Annotated in this window: 16 protein-coding genes; 6 read left to right on the top strand and 10 right to left on the bottom strand. The window is 71.0% G+C overall.

Annotated features, from left to right (window positions below; all coding sequences use genetic code 11):
- Positions 1-28: 28 nt before the first annotated feature.
- From JOD63_RS01265 to JOD63_RS01255, 3 genes are all read right to left on the bottom strand, one after another.
- Complete coding sequence (locus tag JOD63_RS01265; RefSeq protein WP_045277116.1) at positions 29-829, bottom strand: LLM class F420-dependent oxidoreductase; 801 nt, start codon at positions 827-829, stop codon at positions 29-31.
- A 65-nt stretch (positions 830-894) separates the two neighbouring features.
- Positions 895-1,851, bottom strand: coding sequence for a permease prefix domain 1-containing protein (locus tag JOD63_RS01260; RefSeq protein ID WP_052682621.1), 957 nt, complete (start codon positions 1,849-1,851; stop codon positions 895-897).
- Between the two features lies 1 nt (position 1,852).
- Positions 1,853-2,188: a PadR family transcriptional regulator gene (locus tag JOD63_RS01255; RefSeq protein WP_045277115.1), complete on the bottom strand. Its 336-nt coding sequence runs from the start codon at positions 2,186-2,188 to the stop codon at positions 1,853-1,855.
- A gap of 152 nt (positions 2,189-2,340) precedes the next feature.
- Between JOD63_RS01255 and JOD63_RS01250 the strand changes: the two genes are divergently transcribed.
- Entirely contained in the window at positions 2,341-3,336 is a 996-nt protein-coding gene (locus JOD63_RS01250) for an o-succinylbenzoate synthase (RefSeq protein WP_045277114.1), read from the top strand.
- A 61-nt stretch (positions 3,337-3,397) separates the two neighbouring features.
- Here JOD63_RS01250 and JOD63_RS01245 read toward each other — a convergent pair whose 3' ends face one another.
- Positions 3,398-4,036, bottom strand: coding sequence for a TetR/AcrR family transcriptional regulator (locus JOD63_RS01245; protein WP_045277113.1), 639 nt, complete (start codon positions 4,034-4,036; stop codon positions 3,398-3,400).
- Positions 4,037-4,173: 137 nt separating this feature from the next.
- Here JOD63_RS01245 and JOD63_RS01240 point away from each other — a divergent pair, with 137 nt between their 5' ends.
- The 3 genes from JOD63_RS01240 (at position 4,174) to JOD63_RS01230 (ending at position 9,756) form a co-directional block, all read left to right on the top strand.
- Entirely contained in the window at positions 4,174-7,113 is a 2,940-nt protein-coding gene (locus JOD63_RS01240) for an MMPL family transporter (protein ID WP_045277112.1), read from the top strand.
- Positions 7,110-9,182 (top strand): YhgE/Pip family protein, encoded by a 2,073-nt coding sequence (locus tag JOD63_RS01235; RefSeq protein ID WP_211088019.1) that lies wholly within the window; start codon positions 7,110-7,112, stop codon positions 9,180-9,182. Before JOD63_RS01240 ends, JOD63_RS01235 begins: the two co-directional genes overlap by 4 nt.
- Before the next feature lie 85 nt (positions 9,183-9,267).
- On the top strand, positions 9,268-9,756 hold the full coding sequence (locus JOD63_RS01230) for a nitroreductase/quinone reductase family protein (protein WP_045277111.1): 489 nt from the start codon (positions 9,268-9,270) through the stop codon (positions 9,754-9,756).
- Positions 9,757-9,789: 33 nt separating this feature from the next.
- Here JOD63_RS01230 and ccsB read toward each other — a convergent pair whose 3' ends face one another.
- The 6 genes from ccsB to JOD63_RS01200 all read right to left on the bottom strand — a co-directional run bounded on the left by ccsB (position 9,790) and on the right by JOD63_RS01200 (position 15,492).
- Positions 9,790-10,842 carry a c-type cytochrome biogenesis protein CcsB gene (gene ccsB / locus JOD63_RS01225; RefSeq protein WP_045277110.1) on the bottom strand — a complete coding sequence of 351 codons (1,053 nt, stop codon included), beginning with the start codon at positions 10,840-10,842 and terminating at the stop codon, positions 9,790-9,792.
- Positions 10,843-10,891: 49 nt separating this feature from the next.
- Complete coding sequence (gene resB / locus JOD63_RS01220; protein WP_084613807.1) at positions 10,892-12,592, bottom strand: cytochrome c biogenesis protein ResB; 1,701 nt, start codon at positions 12,590-12,592, stop codon at positions 10,892-10,894.
- Positions 12,593-12,614: 22 nt separating this feature from the next.
- Positions 12,615-13,451: a cytochrome c biogenesis CcdA family protein gene (locus JOD63_RS01215; protein WP_045277109.1), complete on the bottom strand. Its 837-nt coding sequence runs from the start codon at positions 13,449-13,451 to the stop codon at positions 12,615-12,617.
- Positions 13,448-14,077: a TlpA family protein disulfide reductase gene (locus JOD63_RS01210; RefSeq protein WP_084613753.1), complete on the bottom strand. Its 630-nt coding sequence runs from the start codon at positions 14,075-14,077 to the stop codon at positions 13,448-13,450. Before JOD63_RS01210 ends, JOD63_RS01215 begins: the two co-directional genes overlap by 4 nt.
- 69 nt (positions 14,078-14,146) lie before the next feature.
- Entirely contained in the window at positions 14,147-14,776 is a 630-nt protein-coding gene (locus JOD63_RS01205) for a histidine phosphatase family protein (protein WP_045277108.1), read from the bottom strand.
- 38 nt (positions 14,777-14,814) lie between these two features.
- On the bottom strand, positions 14,815-15,492 hold the full coding sequence (locus tag JOD63_RS01200; protein WP_045277107.1) for a DedA family protein: 678 nt from the start codon (positions 15,490-15,492) through the stop codon (positions 14,815-14,817).
- Positions 15,493-15,666: 174 nt separating this feature from the next.
- On the opposite strand from JOD63_RS01200, the gene aspS reads away from it, so the two are divergent.
- Together aspS and JOD63_RS01190 are read left to right on the top strand one after the other, a co-directional pair.
- Positions 15,667-17,007 (top strand): aspartate--tRNA(Asn) ligase, encoded by a 1,341-nt coding sequence (gene aspS / locus JOD63_RS01195; protein ID WP_045277106.1) that lies wholly within the window; start codon positions 15,667-15,669, stop codon positions 17,005-17,007.
- A 17-nt stretch (positions 17,008-17,024) separates the two neighbouring features.
- Positions 17,025-17,816 (top strand): tyrosine-protein phosphatase, encoded by a 792-nt coding sequence (locus tag JOD63_RS01190; RefSeq protein WP_052682620.1) that lies wholly within the window; start codon positions 17,025-17,027, stop codon positions 17,814-17,816.
- Positions 17,817-17,902: the final 86 nt, after the last annotated feature.

Raw genomic sequence — 17,902 nt, 5'->3', positions numbered from 1 at the left:
AAGACACCCCTGCGCCGCCGGGCGCGTGTCACGCGTTCTTCGCGTCGCGCCAGGCGAGCCACGTGCGCACCAGGTCGTAGTCGTAGTCGGGCCCGCCGAAGCTCAGGGTGAACAGGCGGGTACCGGCGTCGTAGAGGGCGTCGGCGGTCTCGACCGTGCGGCGCACGAGTTCGTTCGAGACGACGAGCGACGACGTGTCGCGCTCCTCCTTCTCCGCCCAGCGCTCGATGACCGCGAGCTTGTGCGCGACCTCGTCCGCCCCCACGAAGCTGTGCCAGATGTCGGCGTGCCGAGCGACGAGGCGCAGCGTCTTCTGCTCGCCCTTCCCTCCGATGAGCACGGGGATGCGGCGGGTCGGCGCCGGGTTGAGCCGCGCCCACCGCGCCTCGACCCGTGCGAGCCCGTCGGCGAGGTCGTCGAGCCGCGACCCGGCGGTGCCGAAGTCGTAGCCGTACTCGTCGTAGTCGCGCTCGAACCAGCCCGACCCCGTGCCGAAGATGAATCGGCCGGTCTGCCCGCCCTTGGCGGAGATGTGATCGATCGTGCGGGCCATGTCGGCCTGAAGGTCGGGGTTGCGGTAGCTGTTGCAGTTGACCAGCGCGCCGAATTCGACCCGCTCGGTCTGCTCCGCCCAGGCGGCGAGCATCGTCCACGATTCGTAGTGCAGACCGTCGGGGTCTCCCGACAGCGGGAAGAAGTGATCCCAGTTGAACAGGATGTCGACGCCGAGGTCCTCCAGTCGGAGAACGGCGTCGCGAAGCTCGGGGTACGTGACGTGCTGCGGCGTGAGCTGCACGCCGAGCCGCACGGGGGCGTCGAGAAGAGGCATGGCAGAAGCCTAGGAGCGACGGAAGCGGGGTCGGGCCGAATCGCCCGACCCCGCTTCACGCACTGTCACACCTGTGCGGCCCGACGCGCCTTGAGGAAGCCGTCGATGATGCTCCATACCGCGATGCCCGCGATGACGAACCCGAAGATCACGTTCAGGATGCCCGGCACGTCGGCTCCCGCCTCGTCGAGGACCGCGTCCCAGAAGGCGGGGTTGATCAGGCGGTCCTGAGACAGCAGCCAGAGGGCCGGAACGGCGACGATGACCGCGAGCACCGCGTTCGTCGCGGCGAGCGGGTAGGTCCAGCGCCCCACCGCGTACACGATCACGCTGAACGTCGCCGACACCGCCATCACGACGAAGAGGGCGCCGATCCACCACGGCCACAGCCCCGGATCGAGGAACGAGATCGTCGCGCCGGGGACGAACCCGAGGAAGTGATCCCACAGCACGAAGCCCGCGACGATGAAGAGCCAGGCGATGCCCACGACCATCTCGATGAAGCCGACGGAGTTCTCGCGCGGCTCGGGAAGGTCATCGAGACTCCACTCCGTGACCGCCGTCTGCTCCCCGGTCCGCCCCTCCCAGTACTCGATGAACGCGAACACGAGGGTGACCCAGAAGCACAGGTGCACGCCGGCGGTGATGGTGATGCCGATCGTCGACCCGACGATGGCGCCGAACGGCGCACCGGCGAGGGTCTGCCCCAGCGCGACGGCGAATGCCGCGGACGGGATGACGATCCACAGCAGCAGCTTCAGCAGCCGCCACCACGTGAGGTAGTACTTCGGCCCGATGAGGTGCAGCGGGCGGTCGGTGTATCCCGCCGCCAGCGCGTCGGGGTCGCCCAGGCCGGTCAGCACGGCGCGCTCGGCGGCTGCGGCGTCTTCACCGGCGGCGACGCGGGCGTCGACCTGGTCGTCGATGGATGCGCGCAGCTCGGTGGCGAGGTCGGCACGCTGCCGCTCGGGCACGGTGCGCATCGCGGCGCCCACATAGCGGTCGGTCAGTGTCACAGGCACGTCAGTCCTCCTCGGGGAGTGCGTCGATCGCTGCGGCGATCGCGCGGAAATCGTCGGTCAGTGCAGCCGCCAGACGGATGCCGGCGGCCGAGGTGCGGTAGAACTTGCGAGGCCGCGCCTCGTCGGTGTTCCACTCGCTCGTGAGGTGCCCCTGCTTCTCGAGCCTGCGCAGGAGCGGATACAGCGTGTTGGCGTCGGTGTCGAAGCCGCGCGACCCGAGCTCTTCGAGGAGGCCGTAGCCGTACCCCGGCCGCTCGAGAAGACGCAGACAGGCGAGCACCACGGTGCCGCGACGCAGCTCTTGCAGGTGCGTATCGAGGGCTTCGGTTTCGCTCATGGATCACACTGTACTGTGTCTCACACACTATCGTCAACCACGCATCGATAGCGCGGGCACATCATTGCAATGCAACGGCACCCACATGATCGATCCACATCCGTCGACCGCGCCGCAGCGGGGAACGGCCCGCGAGCGAGCATGATGGTCGCGTGAGCCACACCGCACAGCCCTCGCTCGCCGAGATCCTTTCGTCGGCCCGCGTGGTCGCGCTCCCGCTGGCGACGCGGTTCCGCGGCGTCGATGTGCGCGAGGCCGTGCTGTTCGAGGGCCCCGAGGGGTGGACGGAGTTCTCACCGTTCCTCGAGTACGACGACGCCGAGGCCGCGACGTGGCTCGCCGCCGCGATCGACTTCGGCTGGTCGCCGCAGCCCGACGCGCTGCGCAGCACGATCGCCGTCAACGCCACAGTTCCGGCCGTGCCCGCAGCATCCGTCGCCGAGGTGCTCGCCCGGTACGACCGGTGCCGCACCGCGAAGGTGAAGGTCGCCGAGCGCGGTCAGGACCTCGCCGACGACGTCGCCCGCGTGCGCGCCGTGCGCGAGGCGATTGGCCCCGAGGGCCGCGTCCGCATCGACGCGAACGGCGGCTGGAACCTCGACGAGGCCGAGCACGCCATCCACGCCCTCGCCGAGTTCGACCTCGAGTACGTCGAGCAGCCGTGCGAGAGCGTCGCCGAGCTCGCCGAACTGCGCCGACGCGTGAAGTACATGGGCATCCCCATCGCCGCAGACGAAAGCGTGCGAAAGGCCGCAGACCCGCTCGCCGTCGCGCGCGCCGGCGCGGCCGATCTACTCGTGATCAAGGCCCAGCCGCTGGGCGGTGTGCGCCGGGCACTCGCGATCGTCGCCGAGGCCGGGCTGCCGGCGGTGGTATCGAGCGCCCTCGACACGTCGATCGGGCTGTCGATGGGCGTCGCGCTCGCAGCAGCCCTTCCCGACCTCGACTACGACTGCGGGCTCGGCACCGCCGCACTGTTCACCGCAGACGTCACCTCGCAGCCGCTGCGACCGTTGGACGGGATGCTCGCCGTGGGGCGCATCACCCCCGACGAGGCCCTCCTCGAGCAGCACGCTGCGCCCGCCGAGCGGCGCCAGTGGTGGCTCGAGCGCGTGGCGCGCTGCGCGGAGCTGCTCGCCGACCGCTGAGCCCGGAGCATCCCGGATCGCTCGATGGCGGCGCGCGGCGTCGGCCGACTGCGACGGGACGTCAGGCCGGCGGCTCGATGATCAGCTGCGCGACGCGGGCGACCTGCTCGCTCGTGCGCCGGCACATCTCGGCGAAGTCGACACCGGCCATCGCCGAGCGCACCGACTCGCCCTCCCACACGGTGAGCATGAGGCGGGCCGCTTCGGGCGCGTCGACGCGGAACGTGAGCATCTTCGCACGGGCGATGTCTTCGATGATCTGCGCGACGCTCTCGAGCATCTCCCCCTCCTGCGCGAGGTAGGCGGCGGCGATGTCGGGATTGCGCAGTGCGTGGATGCGGATCTCGCTCATCAGCAGGATGGCGAGGCGGTCGTCGGCGGAGATGTCGAGCACCTGCTGCACGATGACGAGCGCGTCGGTCGACACCGTTGCGAAGCCTCCGTGGGCCTCCAGGTCTGCCACGCGCGCACGGACCGCGGCGACGCGCTCCTGCGACACCCGGCCGGCGAGCTCGAGGAACAGCTCGTCCTTCGACTCGAAGTTGGAGTAGAAGGCGCCGCGGGTGAATCCGGCCTGATCGCAGATCGCCTCGACCGAGGCGGCATCCAGGCCCACCTCCGCGAAGACCTGCGCGGCGGCGTCCAGAAGCTTCTGGCGCGTGGCCTCGCGGCGCGGCGACGTGACGGTGGCGTCTGTCATCGGTCTTCCTCCTCGGCCATCTTCACACGGAGCATTCAGCTTCGGGCCCGCGGATCGCCCTACGATACACTCATGTATCCGATACAGCGCTGTATCGACTCCTGATCCGACTTCCCGATTCCGAGCCGGAGGCGCTGTTGTCCACCTTGCTTTACGCCCTGGGGCGCTGGTCGTACCGCCGCCCGTGGAAGGTGCTCGTCACCTGGCTGCTGCTGCTCGTCCTCGCCGGCGGCGGTGCCGCGCTGTTCATGAAGGGCACCGACAACTCGTTCTCGATCCCCGGCACCGAGGCGCAGGAGGGCATCGAGATGCTCAGCCGCAGCTTCCCCGAGGCGAGCGGCACGAGCGCCCAGGTGATCGTGGTCGCGGCCGACGGCGACCAGGTCGACGAAGAGCCCTACGCCGGTGCCATCGAAGACGCCGTCGACGCCTTCGCCGACCTCGACGACGTGCTCGCGGCCACCGACCCGTTCAACGAGATGGTGTCGGGCCTGGTGAACGAGGACGAGACCGCTGCCATCATCCAGGTGCAGTTCGACGGATCCCCCACCGACGTCACCGACGAGACGAAGGAGATGCTCGAGGCGACGACCGGTGATCTGCGCGACGCCCTGCCCGAGGGCGCCGAGGTGGCCATCGGCGGCGACCTGTTCTCGACCTCGGTGCCGGCGCTGACGATCACCGAGGCCGTCGGCGTGCTGATCGCGCTGTTCGTGCTCATCATCACCTTCCGCTCGTTCGCGGTCGCGTGGTTCCCGCTCATCAGCGCCCTCATCGGCGTCGGGCTCGCGATCGCCCTCATCTACGTCTCCACCGCGTTCGCATCGATCTCGTCGACCACGCCGATGCTCGCGATCATGCTCGGGCTCGCGGTCGGCATCGACTACGCGCTGTTCATCGTCGCGCGACATCAGGACCAGGTGCGCGCCGGCGTCGATCCCGAGGAGTCCGCGGCCCGCGCCACCGGAACCGCCGGGTCGGCCGTCGTCTTCGCGGGCGTCACCGTGCTCATCGCCCTGGTCGGGCTCGGCTTCGCCGGCATCCCGTTCCTCACCACGATGGGCATCGCGGCAGCCGTCGCCGTCGCCATCGCGGTGGTCGTCGCCGTCACGCTCACCCCTGCCCTCCTCGGCTTCGCCAAGGACCGCGTCGCGGGGTGGAAGCGTGTCGGTCGCGCCGGCGTCACGGTGGGTCCGCGCCGAAAGACGCGTGCCGGCGCAGGTTCCTCTCGCCCCGCCGACTCGGCGTCCGGCGACGGCGAGCACGCGGACGAGCTCGCCGTCGCCGAGCGCGGACGCGACGGGGCCGGCGAGACGCACACGGATGCCGCGACGCCGAAGAAGACCAACCGCTGGGTGATGTTCGTGACGCGGCATCCGATCGTCACGACGCTCGCGGTCGTGCTCGGTCTCGCCGTCATGGCGGTGCCGTCGGCGAGCCTCGCACTCGCCCTCCCGAACGCGGGCATGCAGCCCGAGAGCAGCCAGGCGCGCCAGGCCTACGACCTCACCGCCAAGAACTTCGGCCCGGGCGAGAACGGCCCGCTCGTGATGGCCGGCACGATCGTCACCTCGACCGATCCGCTCGGCCTGATGGAAGACCTCGCGGCCGAGATCGAGAAGGTCCCCGGCGTCAAGGAGGTGGCCCTCGCGACCCCGAACATGACCGCCGACACCGGCCTCATCCAGATCATCCCCGAGACGGCGCCCGACGACCCGGCCACGGCCGATCTCGTCCGCGACCTCCGCGCCCTCGCACCCGAGCTGTACGACGAGTACGGCGTCGACCTCAAGGTCACCGGCTTCACCGCCGTCGGCATCGACATCTCCGACCGGCTCGGCGCAGCGCTCCTCCCGTTCGGCATCTTCGTCGTGGGTCTCTCGCTCATCCTGCTGATGATCGTGTTCCGCTCGATCTGGGTGCCGATCAAGGCAGCCGTCGGCTACCTGCTCTCGGTGCTCGCAGCGTTCGGCGTCGTCGCCGCCGTGTTCGAGTGGGGCTGGTTCGGCGACGCGCTGCACATCGACAAGACCGGTCCGGTGATCAGCTTCATGCCGATCATCCTCATGGGCGTGCTGTTCGGCCTCGCGATGGACTACGAGGTGTTCCTCGTCTCGCGGATGCGCGAGGACTACGTCCACGCCCTCCGCGCCGCGAAGGCAACCGGCGAGCCCGTCGACCGGCGCGGCATCGCGATCGCGGCCATCCGCTCGGGCTTCACGGCGTCGGCGCGCGTGGTGACCGCCGCGGCAGTGATCATGTTCGCGGTCTTCGCCGCGTTCGTGCCCGAGGGCGACTCGTCGATCAAGCCGATCGCGCTCGGGCTCGCCGTCGGCATCGCCGTCGACGCGTTCGTCGTGCGCATGACGCTCGTGCCGGCCGTGATGGCGCTGCTCGGCGACAAGGCGTGGTGGATGCCGCGCTGGCTCGACCGCATCCTTCCCCACTTCGACATCGAGGGCGAGGCCGTCGAGCGGGAGCTCTCGCTCGCCGCCTGGCCCGAGCCCGACACGACCGCCGTCGTCGTCGGCGAGCAGGTCGCCGTGCGGGCGGACGCCGGCGGCACCGTCGGCGAAGTCTCGCTGTTCGAGGGCGCCGGGTTCCGCGTCGAGCCCGGGGGCACGCTCATCGCGACGGGCGACCCGCGTGCGGCCCGCGCGTTCGCACTGACCGTCGCCGCGCGTCTCGCCCCCACCGACGGCCGCCTCCGCGTCGCCGGGCACCTGCTCCCCGAGCGTGCCGCGTGGGTGCGGGCCCACGTCGGCCTGGCGCTGCTCGCCGACGCCGACGAGCCCGTGCCGGCGCTGCGGCGCGCACTGGCGGGCAAGACGCGGCTCGTCGTCGTCGAGGGGGTCGACGCGCTCGACGCCGCCGAGCGAGACCAGGCTGCCGCGCTGCTGCGCGACGCCGCCGCGACGCCGCGCACCGACGACACGCCCCTGACGCTCGTGGTGACGGCGCGCACCGAGAGCGCCGCACTCGCCCTCCTCGCGGAGGCGCACCGCCCCGACGTGACGTCGATCGCACTGCACTCCGCCGCCGCCCAGACCGCTCCCACCGCAGAGGTGAACGCATGACCCCGAACTGGATCACCACGGCCGTCGAGCGCGCGCGCTCACGCCGGCCCGTCACCTGGCTGACGCTCATCGGCGTGCTGCTGCTGCCGGTCGTGATCGGCGGCATCCTGGTGACTGCGCTGTACAACCCGGTCGATCGACTCGAGAGCCTGACCGCCGCCGTCGTGAACGAGGACGAGCCCGTCACGGTCGACGGCCAGACCGTGCCTCTCGGCCGCCAGCTCACCGCCGGCCTCGTCGACGGCTCCGACGACCTGGACAGCAACCTCACCTGGACGCTGTCCAACGCCGACGACGCGGCGGACGGGCTCGCCGACGGCACGTACGCGGCGGTCATCACCATCCCCGAGAACTTCTCGGCGGCAGCGCTGTCGACGCGGCCGGGCGAGACGCCGGAGCAGGCCACGATCGAGGTGACGACGCCGCCCGACAGCCTCATCGTCGATGACGCGATCACCGCACAGGTCGCGAACGCTGCCGCGACGACCATGGGCACGGAGCTGTCGACCGTGTACCTCGAGAACGTCTTCCTCGGCTTCACGACGCTCAGCGACCAGCTGGGCACCGCCGCGGACGGAGCCCAGCAGCTCGCCGACGGTGCTGCCCAGGCGGCCGACGGCGCCGCGGAGCTGCCGGGAGGCATCTCTCAGCTCGCCGACGGCAACACGCAGCTGGCGAGCGGCGCTTCGCAGCTCGCGGACGGTGCAGGCCAGCTCGCCGACGGCGCGACATCCCTGCAGTCCGGGTTGACGACGATCTCCGACAAGACGGGCGATGCCGCAGCCGGAGCCCAGCAGCTCGCCGACGGCGTGACCGCCGGTGCGCAGACACTCGAAGACACCGGACTGGTGCCCGACCAGGTCTCGGGGTTCGCCGACACGGCCGCCGCCAGCACGGCGGCGACGGCTGAGGCGATCGGCACCCAAGCCGCGACCCTCGGCGCGCTCGCGGCGCAGTGCGCGCCCGTCGGCTCCGACTTCTGCCTCCAGCTCGCAACGGCAGCCGCCGACACCGGCGCAGCGGCCCAGCAGGCCGTCACCGCCGCGACGGATGCCGGCACGACGCAGTACGCGCTCGATGCCTTCGACACCGAGGGCACGGCGCAGTTCGCCGGGCAGTTCCGCGAGATCGGCTCCGGCGTCGGAGAGCTCGCCGGCGGCCTCACCCAGCTCGCCGGGGGCATCGACCAGTCCGCCGCGGGTGCAGGGCAGCTCGCGACGGGTGCGACCGGCGTGCAGGACGGCGCGGCCGGCCTGGCCGACGGCGCCTCGCAGCTCGCGTCCGGCGCGACCCAGGCGGCAGACGGTGCGACGAGCCTCGCCGACGGCGTGGCCCAGCTCGCCGACGGCACCGACGAGCTCGCGGGCGGACTGGCCACGGCGGCCGATTCGCTCCCGTCGTACTCCGACGCCGAGGCGACCGACCTCGCGACCGTCGTCGCGGACCCCGTCTCGGCGGACGGTGTCGGCACGTCGCTCTTCGGCGCCTCGGCGATCCCGCTGCTCACCACGCTCGCACTGTGGTTCGGCGGGCTCGGCACCTTCATCGCGCTGCAGGCGGTCTCGCGGCGGGCTCTGACCTCGCGTCAGCCGTCGGCGGTCCTCGCGCTGCGCTCGTTCGCCCCCGCCGCTGGGCTGGGAGCCCTGCAGGGCCTCCTCGTCGCCGGCGTGGTGCAGCTGGCGGCGTCGTACTCGTGGGCGGAGTGGTCGGTGTTCGCGCTGGTCTGCGTCGTGGCCGGCATCGCGTTCGCGGCAGTCAACCAGGCGCTGGTCGCCGTGTTCGGCGGCGCCGGGCGATGGGTGTCGGCGCTGATCGGCGTATTCGTCGTCGCGACCGGCGTCGTCTCGACGGTCCCGGGCGCGCTGTCGAGCATCGCGGGCCTGCTGCCGACCGGGCCCGCCTACAACGGGATGGTCGCCGCCCTCACCTCGGCCACCGGCCTCGGCGCGGCGCTCACCGGACTGGTCGTCTGGACGCTGATCGCCCTCGGAGCCACCGTGCTCGTCGTCGCACGCCGCCGGAGCACCTCCGCTCAGGCGCTGCTGAAGGCGACTCCGCTCACCGCCTGAGCGCCCCCGCATCGTCCGATCGGCCGAGCATGACCGGCCGATCGGACGATTGCCGCGCTGCCGGGCAGGCGCGAGGATCGGTGCCGTGACCTCCTCCGACACCGCTCCCGCGGCGCACGAGCCGCGCCTCCCGCCCCGCTGGTTCATCCGCACCGCCTGGGTGGTGCATCGCGCGCTCTACACGGTCAGCGGCGGCAGAGTCGGGCTTCGAGCACCGTCTCCGACCGTGTACGGGATGATGCGCCTGCACACGACCGGGCGTCTCTCCGGCGAAGCCCGCGTCGCCATCGTGGCGTACATCGAGGACGGCCCCGACCTCGTGACGCTCGCGATGAACGGCTGGGACGACCCGCCGCCGGCGTGGTGGCTGAATCTGCGCGCCGGCCCCGCGGCATCCGTCGACCTGCCGGACGGCCCGCGCGACGTCATCGCACGCGAGGCGACGGGAGTGGAGCGCGAACGGCTCTGGGCGCTCTGGCGCACGCTCGACGGCGGCGAAGACCTCGACGCGCATGCCGCTCGGCGCAGCCGCCCGACGCCGGTGGTCGTGCTCAGCCCGGCGGACGCGCGCTGATCGGCATCACGGCGCGACCGGTGCGATCGCGGCTCAGCTGAGGCCGGAGTAGGCGTGCAGCCCCTTGAAGAACATGTTGACGATCGTGAAGTTGAACAGCACCGCCGAGAAGCCGACGATCGACAGCCAGGCCGAACGCGAGCCGCGCCACCCGCGCGTCGCGCGCGCGTGGATGTAGCCGGCGTAGAGCACCCAGATGACGAAGGTCCAGACTTCCTTCGTGTCGAAGCCCCAGTAGCGACCCCAGGCGTCATTCGCCCAGATCGACCCGGCGATGAGCGTGAAGGTCCAGAAGATGAAGCCGATGATCGCGAACCGGTAGGCGAGCGACTCGAGCGACTCCGCGCTCGGGAGCGTCCGCAGGAACGCGGGACCCGTCTTCGCAGACGGGGTGTCGGATGCCGCGGCCGCAGCCACCTTCGCCTCGCGGCGGGTCTGGAGCAGCTGCACCACCGACAGGCCGAACGCGATCGCGAACAGGGCTGTCGCGAGCGTCGCCACGAAGACGTGGATGACCAGCCACACCGACTTCAGCGGGTCCATGAGCGGCACGACCTCGACGTAGAAGCCGACGGTGGCGCCGCCGAGGAGGAGCACGACCAGTCCGGTGATGAACGACCCGAGGAAGCGCAGGTCGAAGCGGAACAGCGACAGCAGGTACACGCCGACGATGAGCATCGTGCCGGTGAGCGCGAACTCGTACATGTTCGACCACGGCACGCGGCCGCCGGCGATGCCGCGCGTGACCTCGCCGGCGACGTGGAAGAGGAACCCGAGCACGGTGAGCGAGGTTCCGATACGCGCCCAGAGCAGTCGCGGGCGCTGTGCGGGCGGTGCGTTCAGCGCCACGTCGGCGGCGCGCTCATCGGCGCGCATCTGCGCCACGGCATCGAGCGGAGCTCCGACGGACGCCCCGCCTGCGGCGACGAGCTCGCGCTCGCGGGCATCCTTCTTCTCGACCGCCATGTCGGATCGGCGCGCGAGGTCGATCGCATACGCGATGAACGCGAGGGCGTACACCGCGATCGCGGTCCACACCAGCAGGAGCGAGACCGAGTCGAGGCTGAGCGAGGAGCTGTCGGGCATGGTTCCGATTCTACGTCGGCGGGTCTGGCGACCCGAGGGGTTGTCCTGGTCAGAGGGTGGAACGGTGGCGCTCGGCGAACTGGGCGACCGCCGCGTCGAGTGTGGGGTCCTCGCCGCGCGCGAGTCCCGCGTACTCGAGGTGCACGTTCGCGCCGTCGATGCGGGCCTTCACCCACATGCGCCGGCGCGGGATGAACAGGGCCGAGAGCAGGCCCACGGTGGCGAGGATCGCGAACAGCAGCACCCAGGTCGCCGCCGCGTCACGATGCACCGAGAGCGACACGTACCGCTTCACCGAGTCGGAGTACCCTTCGGCGCCGTCGGGCGCCTCGTTCTCGAACGTGACGGAGCCGAGCCCGTCGGGCAGTTCCGCGGTCTCGCCGGGTGCGAGTTCGATCGAGTCGACATCGGTGCCGCGGCCGGTGAGCTTGTCCATGTCGGACGTGTCGAGCGTGTACACCGATCGCGGGACTCCCCCGTCGATGCCCAGGTCGCCGACGTAGACGTCGAGCGAGACGACCGGGTTCACCAGGTCGGGGTATGCCGATGCGAAGGCGCCCGTCGTGAGCGGCGCCTGCGTCGGATAGAAGAAGCCCACGAGACCCAGCTGGTCGTCGAGGCCGTCCGGCACCTTGATGACACCGAGCGAGGTCATGTCGGTGTCCTGCGGCAGGAACGGCACCGACTCGGAGTAGACGACCTCGCCGTCGGCGTCGCGGATCGTGATGGTCGGCGCGTAGCCGTTGCCCATCAGGTACACGCGGTCGCCGGCGACGTCGAGCGGGTGGTTCACCCGCACCTCACCCGGCTCCGGCTCCTCGCCCGCGTGCTGAACCGTGAGGTTCGCGGCGAAGTCCCCCGCCTGCCCGGCGGCCTGCGTGCCGGCGGGCTGGTAGGTGACGTCGAAGCTGTCGAGGGTCAGCGCGTACGGCTCGAGGGCGTCCTCGTCGACGAAGCGTCCCGGGTTGAACGACGTGTAGTCGAGCATCGTGTTGACGAACGTGCGGCCCTCGATGATCACGGTCTGGCCGGTGTAGGTGAACCCGCCGCCCACCCCGACCGCGACCAGCACGCCGATGAGCGCCGTGTGGAACACGAGGTTGCCGGTCTCGCGGAGATACCCGCGCTCGGCCGACACGGAGAGGGTCGATCCGCTGTCGTACCGCTCGACGCGATAGCCCGACTTGGCGAGCTGCTTCTCGGCGGCGTCGACGGCAGCGGATGCCGCGGCTGCGGCATCCTCCCCGCCGTCGAGGGTCTCTTCACGGTACGCGTCGAGCCGCGACAGGCGGGCGGGCGTGCGGGGCGGACGCGCGCGCAGGGCGTTCCAGTGATGCTTCGTGCGCGGGATCACGCACCCGATCAGCGAGACGAACAGCAGCAGGTAGATGGCCGAGAACCAGGGCGACGTGTAGACGTCGAACATGCTGAGGCCGTCGAGGATCGGCGCCAGGTCGGGGTTGTCCTGGAAGTACTGCGTGACCCCGTTGGGGTCGGCGCTGCGCTGCGGCACGAGCGAGCCCGGAACGGCGGCGATGGCGAGGAGGAGCAGGAGCACGAGCGCGGTGCGCATCGAGGTGAGCTGTCGCCAGCCCCACCGGAGCCACCCGACGACGCCGAGGGCGGGCTGGGTCACCTCTGCCGGCGCGGCGGAGTCGGCGTGGTCGGCCGGACGCAGCGGCTCGCTGCCGTCAGGCCCCTCGGGGCGGTCGGCCGGTGCTGCGGCGGTCGGATCGTTCACGTCGGCCATCTCATCCACCACGTCGGGCTCGTCAGATCGGGAGCGGGACACTCTGGAACACCCCCTGCAGCTGCGCCATGAGGGCGTTCCAGACGCCGGTGACCATGAGGAGGCCGAGCACGATCAGCACGCTGCCCCCGACGATGTTGACGACGCGGATGTGACGACGCAGGAACCCGACCGAGCGGGTGGCCCAGCCGAACCCGAGCGTGAGCAGCACGAACGGGATGCCGAGGCCGAGCGAGTACGCGAGCCCGAGCACCGCGCCGCGGGCCGCCGAGCCGGAGTCGAACGACAGCTGCAGGATGACGGCGAGCGTCGGTCCGATGCACGGCGTCCAGCCGATGCCGAGCGCGACGCCGAGCAGCGGAGCGCCGACCAGCCCCAGGTTGCTGCGCACCTGCGGGCGGAAGGTGCGCTGCGCGAACCCGAAGAGGCCGATGAACACGAGCCCCATGGCGATGATGAGCACGCCCAGGATGCGGGTGATGATGTCGGCGTACTCGATGAGGAAGCGCCCGAGGGTGCCGCCGAGCATCGCGGCGCTCACGAACACGACGGTGAACCCGGCGATGAACAGCAGCACGCCGAGCAGGAGCCGGCTGCGGCCGGGGCCCTCGACAGGCTCGGGCACCGTGGCCGGGGCAGGCGCCGCTGCGCGATCATCGGTCGTTGAGCGAGCGGAGCGAGACGAAACGGGCACGGGCCGTGGCACGGGTCGAGGCGCCACCGCGCCGCCGATGAAGCCCAGGTATCCCGGAACGAGCGGCAGTACGCACGGCGAGAGGAACGAGATGAGGCCCGCGAGTACCGCGATCGGGATCGCGACCCACAGGGTGCCGTCGGCGACGACGGCGCCGATGTTCACGACGCGTCCTGCTCGCCCGCGTCGAGGGCGTCCTGGATGAGGGTCTCGAGGATCGACGCCGAGCCGAGCTCGCCGATGATGCGCGCAGCGACGCGCCCCTCCGTGTCGAGCAGGAGGGTGACCGGTACGGCGTTGAGGGGGGTCTGCCCGGCGAAGGCGAGCTTGATCGAGCCGTCGACGGTGGTGAGCGCGCTCGGGTAGCTGACGCCGTACTTCTCGGCGAACGCGCGGGATGCCTCGGCGCCGTCGTAGAGGTTCACTCCGAGGAACGCCACATCCTCGCCCTCGAACGACTGGTAGGCCTTCTCGAGCTCGGCCGCCTCGACGCGGCACGGGGCGCACGCGGCGTACCAGAAGTTCACGGCGACGACCTGCCCGGCGTAGTCGGCGCTCGTCGTGGTGTCGCCCGTGTCGAGCACGCCCTCGAACTCGATCGGCTCGGTGCGCTCCGATTCGGGGATCTCGACCACCGCACGCCCGTCGGCGGCGATGAACCCCTTGTTGTCGCCAGCGCGATACTGCGCGGCGAGGGGGTCCTGCGTGCACGCGGCGAGGCTCGCGGTCAACCCCAGAACGAGGAGAGCGGATGCCGCTGCGCGCGCGAAAGGCAGTCGATCAGCGGGCACCCGGCCAGTCTACGTGGGCGTGTTCTGTGTGCCGCCTGAGCGTGACCTGGAAGCCGCGCTCTGACGGGCTCAGACCGCGCCGACGTCGACCGCTCCCGCGGTGGACGCGGGCTCGGCGTACGCGACCTCCGTCCACTTGCTGTCGACCATCTCCAGGCTCGTCACGCTCGACAGGGCGCACCTGCGCTCGCGCGGATCGTGACGGAGCGACCGGCCCGTGACCGCCAGGTGGGTGATCCAGATCGGCAGCTGGTGCGAGACGATCACCACGTCGCCGCCGTCTGCGGCCTCCCAGGCCTCGGTCATGGCCTGGTTCATCCGGGCGACGACGTCGAGGTACGGCTCACCCCAGCTGGGCAGCGCGGGCTTGCGCAGGTGCCGCCAGTTCCACGGGTTCACCAGGGCGCGCACCATGCGCTTGCCTTCGAACACGTTGGTCGGCTCGATCACGCGCTCGTCGATGACCGGCTCGAGTCCGAACAGCGCGGTGAACGGCTCGGCCGACTCACGGGTGCGCTGCAGCGGCGACGCGACGAGTGCGGTGACCGGTCGGTCGAGCGCGGCGATGTAGTCGGCGGCCTGCCGCGCCATGACGCGTCCGGCCTCGCTCAGCGAGTACCCGGGAAGGCGGCCGTACAGGACGCGGCGTGGGTTGAAGACCTCGCCGTGACGGACGAGGTGGACTCTCTCGGCTGGCACGCGCCCAGTCTAGGCATCCGCCCGCCATGCGGCCGGGGTCAGTCGGGCTCGGGCTGGGCGCCGCGCGTGCCGCGGGCAGCGGCGACGAGGGAGCGGGTGCGCACGAACACGAACCACGCCACCGCGATCGCGACGCCGGCGATCACCGCGTACTGCACGACGTCGACGTAGCGCTCGACGATGTGCCACGACTCGCCGAGCAGGTAGCCGGCCAGCACGAAGATGCTGTTCCAGATCAGGCTGCCCGCCGCGGTGAGCAGCCCGAACCGCAGCGGCGGCATGCGTGTGATTCCCGCGGGGATCGAGATGAGGCTGCGGAAGATCGGGATCATCCGTCCGAAGAACACCGCCTTCCCGCCGTGCCGCGTGAACCAGGCCACCGTGCGGTCGATGTCTTCGGGGTGCAACAGCGGGATCTTCGCGGCGATGCTGCGCAGGCGGTCGACGCCCAGCAGCATCCCGAGCCCGTACAGCAGGAACGCCCCGACGATCGACCCGGCGGTCGTCCAGGCGAGCGCCTCGAACAGGCTGAACGAGCCGCGGCTGGCGGCGAGGCCCGCCATCGGCAGGACGACCTCGCTCGGCAGCGGCGGGAACAGGTTCTCGAGTGCGATCGCGATGCCCGCACCTGCGGGACCGATCACGTCCATGAGTGACACGGACCAGTCCAGGAGCGCGCTGAGCCAGGATCCGTCGGTGGTGGTGGAGTCGGTCATCGGTGCTTCGCTTCCGGTCGAAGGCGGTGATCGGATGCCACGCCCGGCGGGGCACGACACGATCCAGCGTACGGCGTGGATGTTTCCGGTTCCTGGGTGTCCGCCCCCGATCGCGCGCGGGGGTCGGCGGGATGCCGATGGCCGACGCCGATCGGCCACGTAGACTGATCCCTCGTGAGTGAACGCGTTCTCGTCAACCAGCTGCTCGGCCTCGCCGACGGTCCCGTCTCGGTCTCCGGCTGGGTCGAGACGGTCCGTGATCAGAAGAAGGTGCAGTTCGTCATCCTGCGCGACGAGACGGGCGCGGTGCAGCTGGTGAATCCGGCCACCCGCCCCGCCGAAGACGGCAGCGAGCAGGATGCCGCGGCCCTCGCCCTCACCGACCTCATCTCGAACCTGTCGACCGGCACCTTCCTGACCGTCACCGGCGAGCTCAAGCACGACGAGCGCGTGAAGCTCGGCGGTGTCGAGATCAAGATCGGCGGCCTCGAGATCGCCGCCGCCGCGCTCCCGGAGACGCCGATCGCGGCCGACAGCGGCATGGACAAGCGCATGGACTGGCGCTTCCTCGACCTGCGCCAGCGTCGCAACAACCTCATCTTCCGCGTGCAGACCACCCTCGAGCACGCCATGCGCTCGTACTGGATCGAGCGCGACTACATCGAGGTGCACACGCCGAAGCTCATGGCGACGGCCTCGGAGTCCAACGCCGAACTGTTCTCGCTCGAGTACTTCGGCGACCAGACGGCGTACCTCGCGCAGTCGCCGCAGTTCTTCAAGCAGATGGCCCAGGTCTCGGGCTTCGGCAAGATCTTCGAGATCGCGCCGGCGTTCCGCGCCGACCCCTCGTTCACGAGCCGTCACGCCACCGAGTTCACCTCGATCGACGCGGAGATCAGCTGGATCGACTCGCACGAAGACGTCGCCGCCATGCAGGAGGAGCTCCTCGCCACGGCGATCGCCGCGGTGAAGGAGAAGCACGGCGCCGAGATCGAGGAGCTGTTCGGCCTCGAGGTGCAGGTTCCGGCAACCCCGTTCCCCCGCATCCCGCTCGCCGAGGCACTCGAGATCGTCAAGAGCCGCGGCTACGAGGTGCCCCGCACCGACGGCGACCTCGACCCCGAGGGCGAGCGGCAGATCTCGGCCTACGTCGAGGAGACGTACGGCCACCAGTTCGTTTTCATCACCGACTACCACCCCGAGATCCGCGCTTTCTACCACATGCGCGACGAGCAGACCGGGCTCACCAAGAGCTACGACCTGCTGTTCAAGGGCGTCGAGATCACGACGGGCGCGCAGCGCGAGCACCGCGTGGACGTGCTGATCGAGCAGGCGAAGGAGAAGGGGCTCGAGCCCGAGCACCTCGACTTCTACTTCGACTTCTTCCGGTACGGCGCCCCGCCCCACGGCGGCTTCGGCATGGGCCTCGCCCGCGTCATGATGCTCCTGCTGGGCGAGTCGTCGATCCGCGAGGTCACCTACCTCTTCCGCGGTCCCACGCGCCTGGCGCCGTAACCCCTAGCATCGAGTCCGTGACGATCGGACTCGAGGGACTGCAGAACTTCCGCGATGTGGGCGGGATGCCGCTCACCGACGGCGGCACGGTGCGCAGCGCCGTGCTCTACCGGTCGGAGGGGCTGAGCGCCCTGACCGACGCCGGGGTCGCCGCACTGTCGGCGAGCCCCATCGGCGTGATCGCCGACTTCCGCACGCCCATGGAGCAGCGCACGGCGCCCGACCGCCTTCCGGCAGACCGCGTGCTGCGCGTCGTCGAGCTGTCGGTGCTCGAGGGCGCGCTGACCGGCGCGGCGAAGGCCGCGGCCTCCGACGGATCGAGCACGCCCGATGCGGCGATGATCGAGCAGGCGATCCGGCAGCTGCCGGCCCTCGGCGGGCTGTACGAGTCGATGCTCGAGCACGGGGCTCCCGCCTTCGCCGAGGCGGCGCGCCTCGTCGCGGCATCCTCCGACGACTCCCCCACCGCCGTGCTCGTCCACTGCACCGCCGGCAAGGACCGCACCGGGGTGTCGATCGCGCTCCTGCTCGACGCCGTCGGGGTGGATCGCGACGCGATCATCGCCGACTATGCCGCATCGGAGCGCAACCTCGCCGGCCCGTGGGCGGAGCGCATGCTCGCCGGCATCGCGCAGATGGGCGCCCCGCTCACCCCCGAGATCCGCACGCTCGTCACCGGCACGCCTCGCGCAGCGATCGAGCAGGCATTCGCGTGGCTCGATGCGCACGGCGGCGCGGCGGCGTACCTGCAGTCGGGCGGGCTCACCGACGACGAGCTCGCTACGCTCCGCGCCCGGCTCCGGGCCTGACCCGCGGGCCTCCGCGGCCGACTCCGCCGCTGCGGCGGCATCCTTCCTCCTGCGCTGCGGCGGGAGTCCCGCGTCGTCCCGACACC

This window comes from Microbacterium terrae (assembly GCF_017831975.1).
GTDB classification, from domain to species: domain Bacteria; phylum Actinomycetota; class Actinomycetes; order Actinomycetales; family Microbacteriaceae; genus Microbacterium; species Microbacterium terrae.
The sequence above is the reverse complement of the archived record's forward strand: the minus strand, read 5'-3'. Positions and strand labels throughout refer to the sequence as shown.

Excerpts from the sequence above, each read along its gene's own strand:
- JOD63_RS01200 (WP_045277107.1), bottom strand. The coding sequence starts at position 15,492 with ATGACCGACTCCACCACCACCGACGGATCCTGGCTCAGCGCGCTCCTG.
- JOD63_RS01255 (WP_045277115.1), bottom strand. The coding sequence starts at position 2,188 with ATGAGCGAAACCGAAGCCCTCGATACGCACCTGCAAGAGCTGCGTCGC.
- ccsB (WP_045277110.1), bottom strand. The coding sequence starts at position 10,842 with ATGCCCGACAGCTCCTCGCTCAGCCTCGACTCGGTCTCGCTCCTGCTG.
- JOD63_RS01235 (WP_211088019.1), top strand. The coding sequence starts at position 7,110 with ATGACCCCGAACTGGATCACCACGGCCGTCGAGCGCGCGCGCTCACGC.
- JOD63_RS01265 (WP_045277116.1), bottom strand. The coding sequence starts at position 829 with ATGCCTCTTCTCGACGCCCCCGTGCGGCTCGGCGTGCAGCTCACGCCG.
- JOD63_RS01245 (WP_045277113.1), bottom strand. The coding sequence starts at position 4,036 with ATGACAGACGCCACCGTCACGTCGCCGCGCCGCGAGGCCACGCGCCAG.
- resB (WP_084613807.1), bottom strand. The coding sequence starts at position 12,592 with ATGGCCGACGTGAACGATCCGACCGCCGCAGCACCGGCCGACCGCCCC.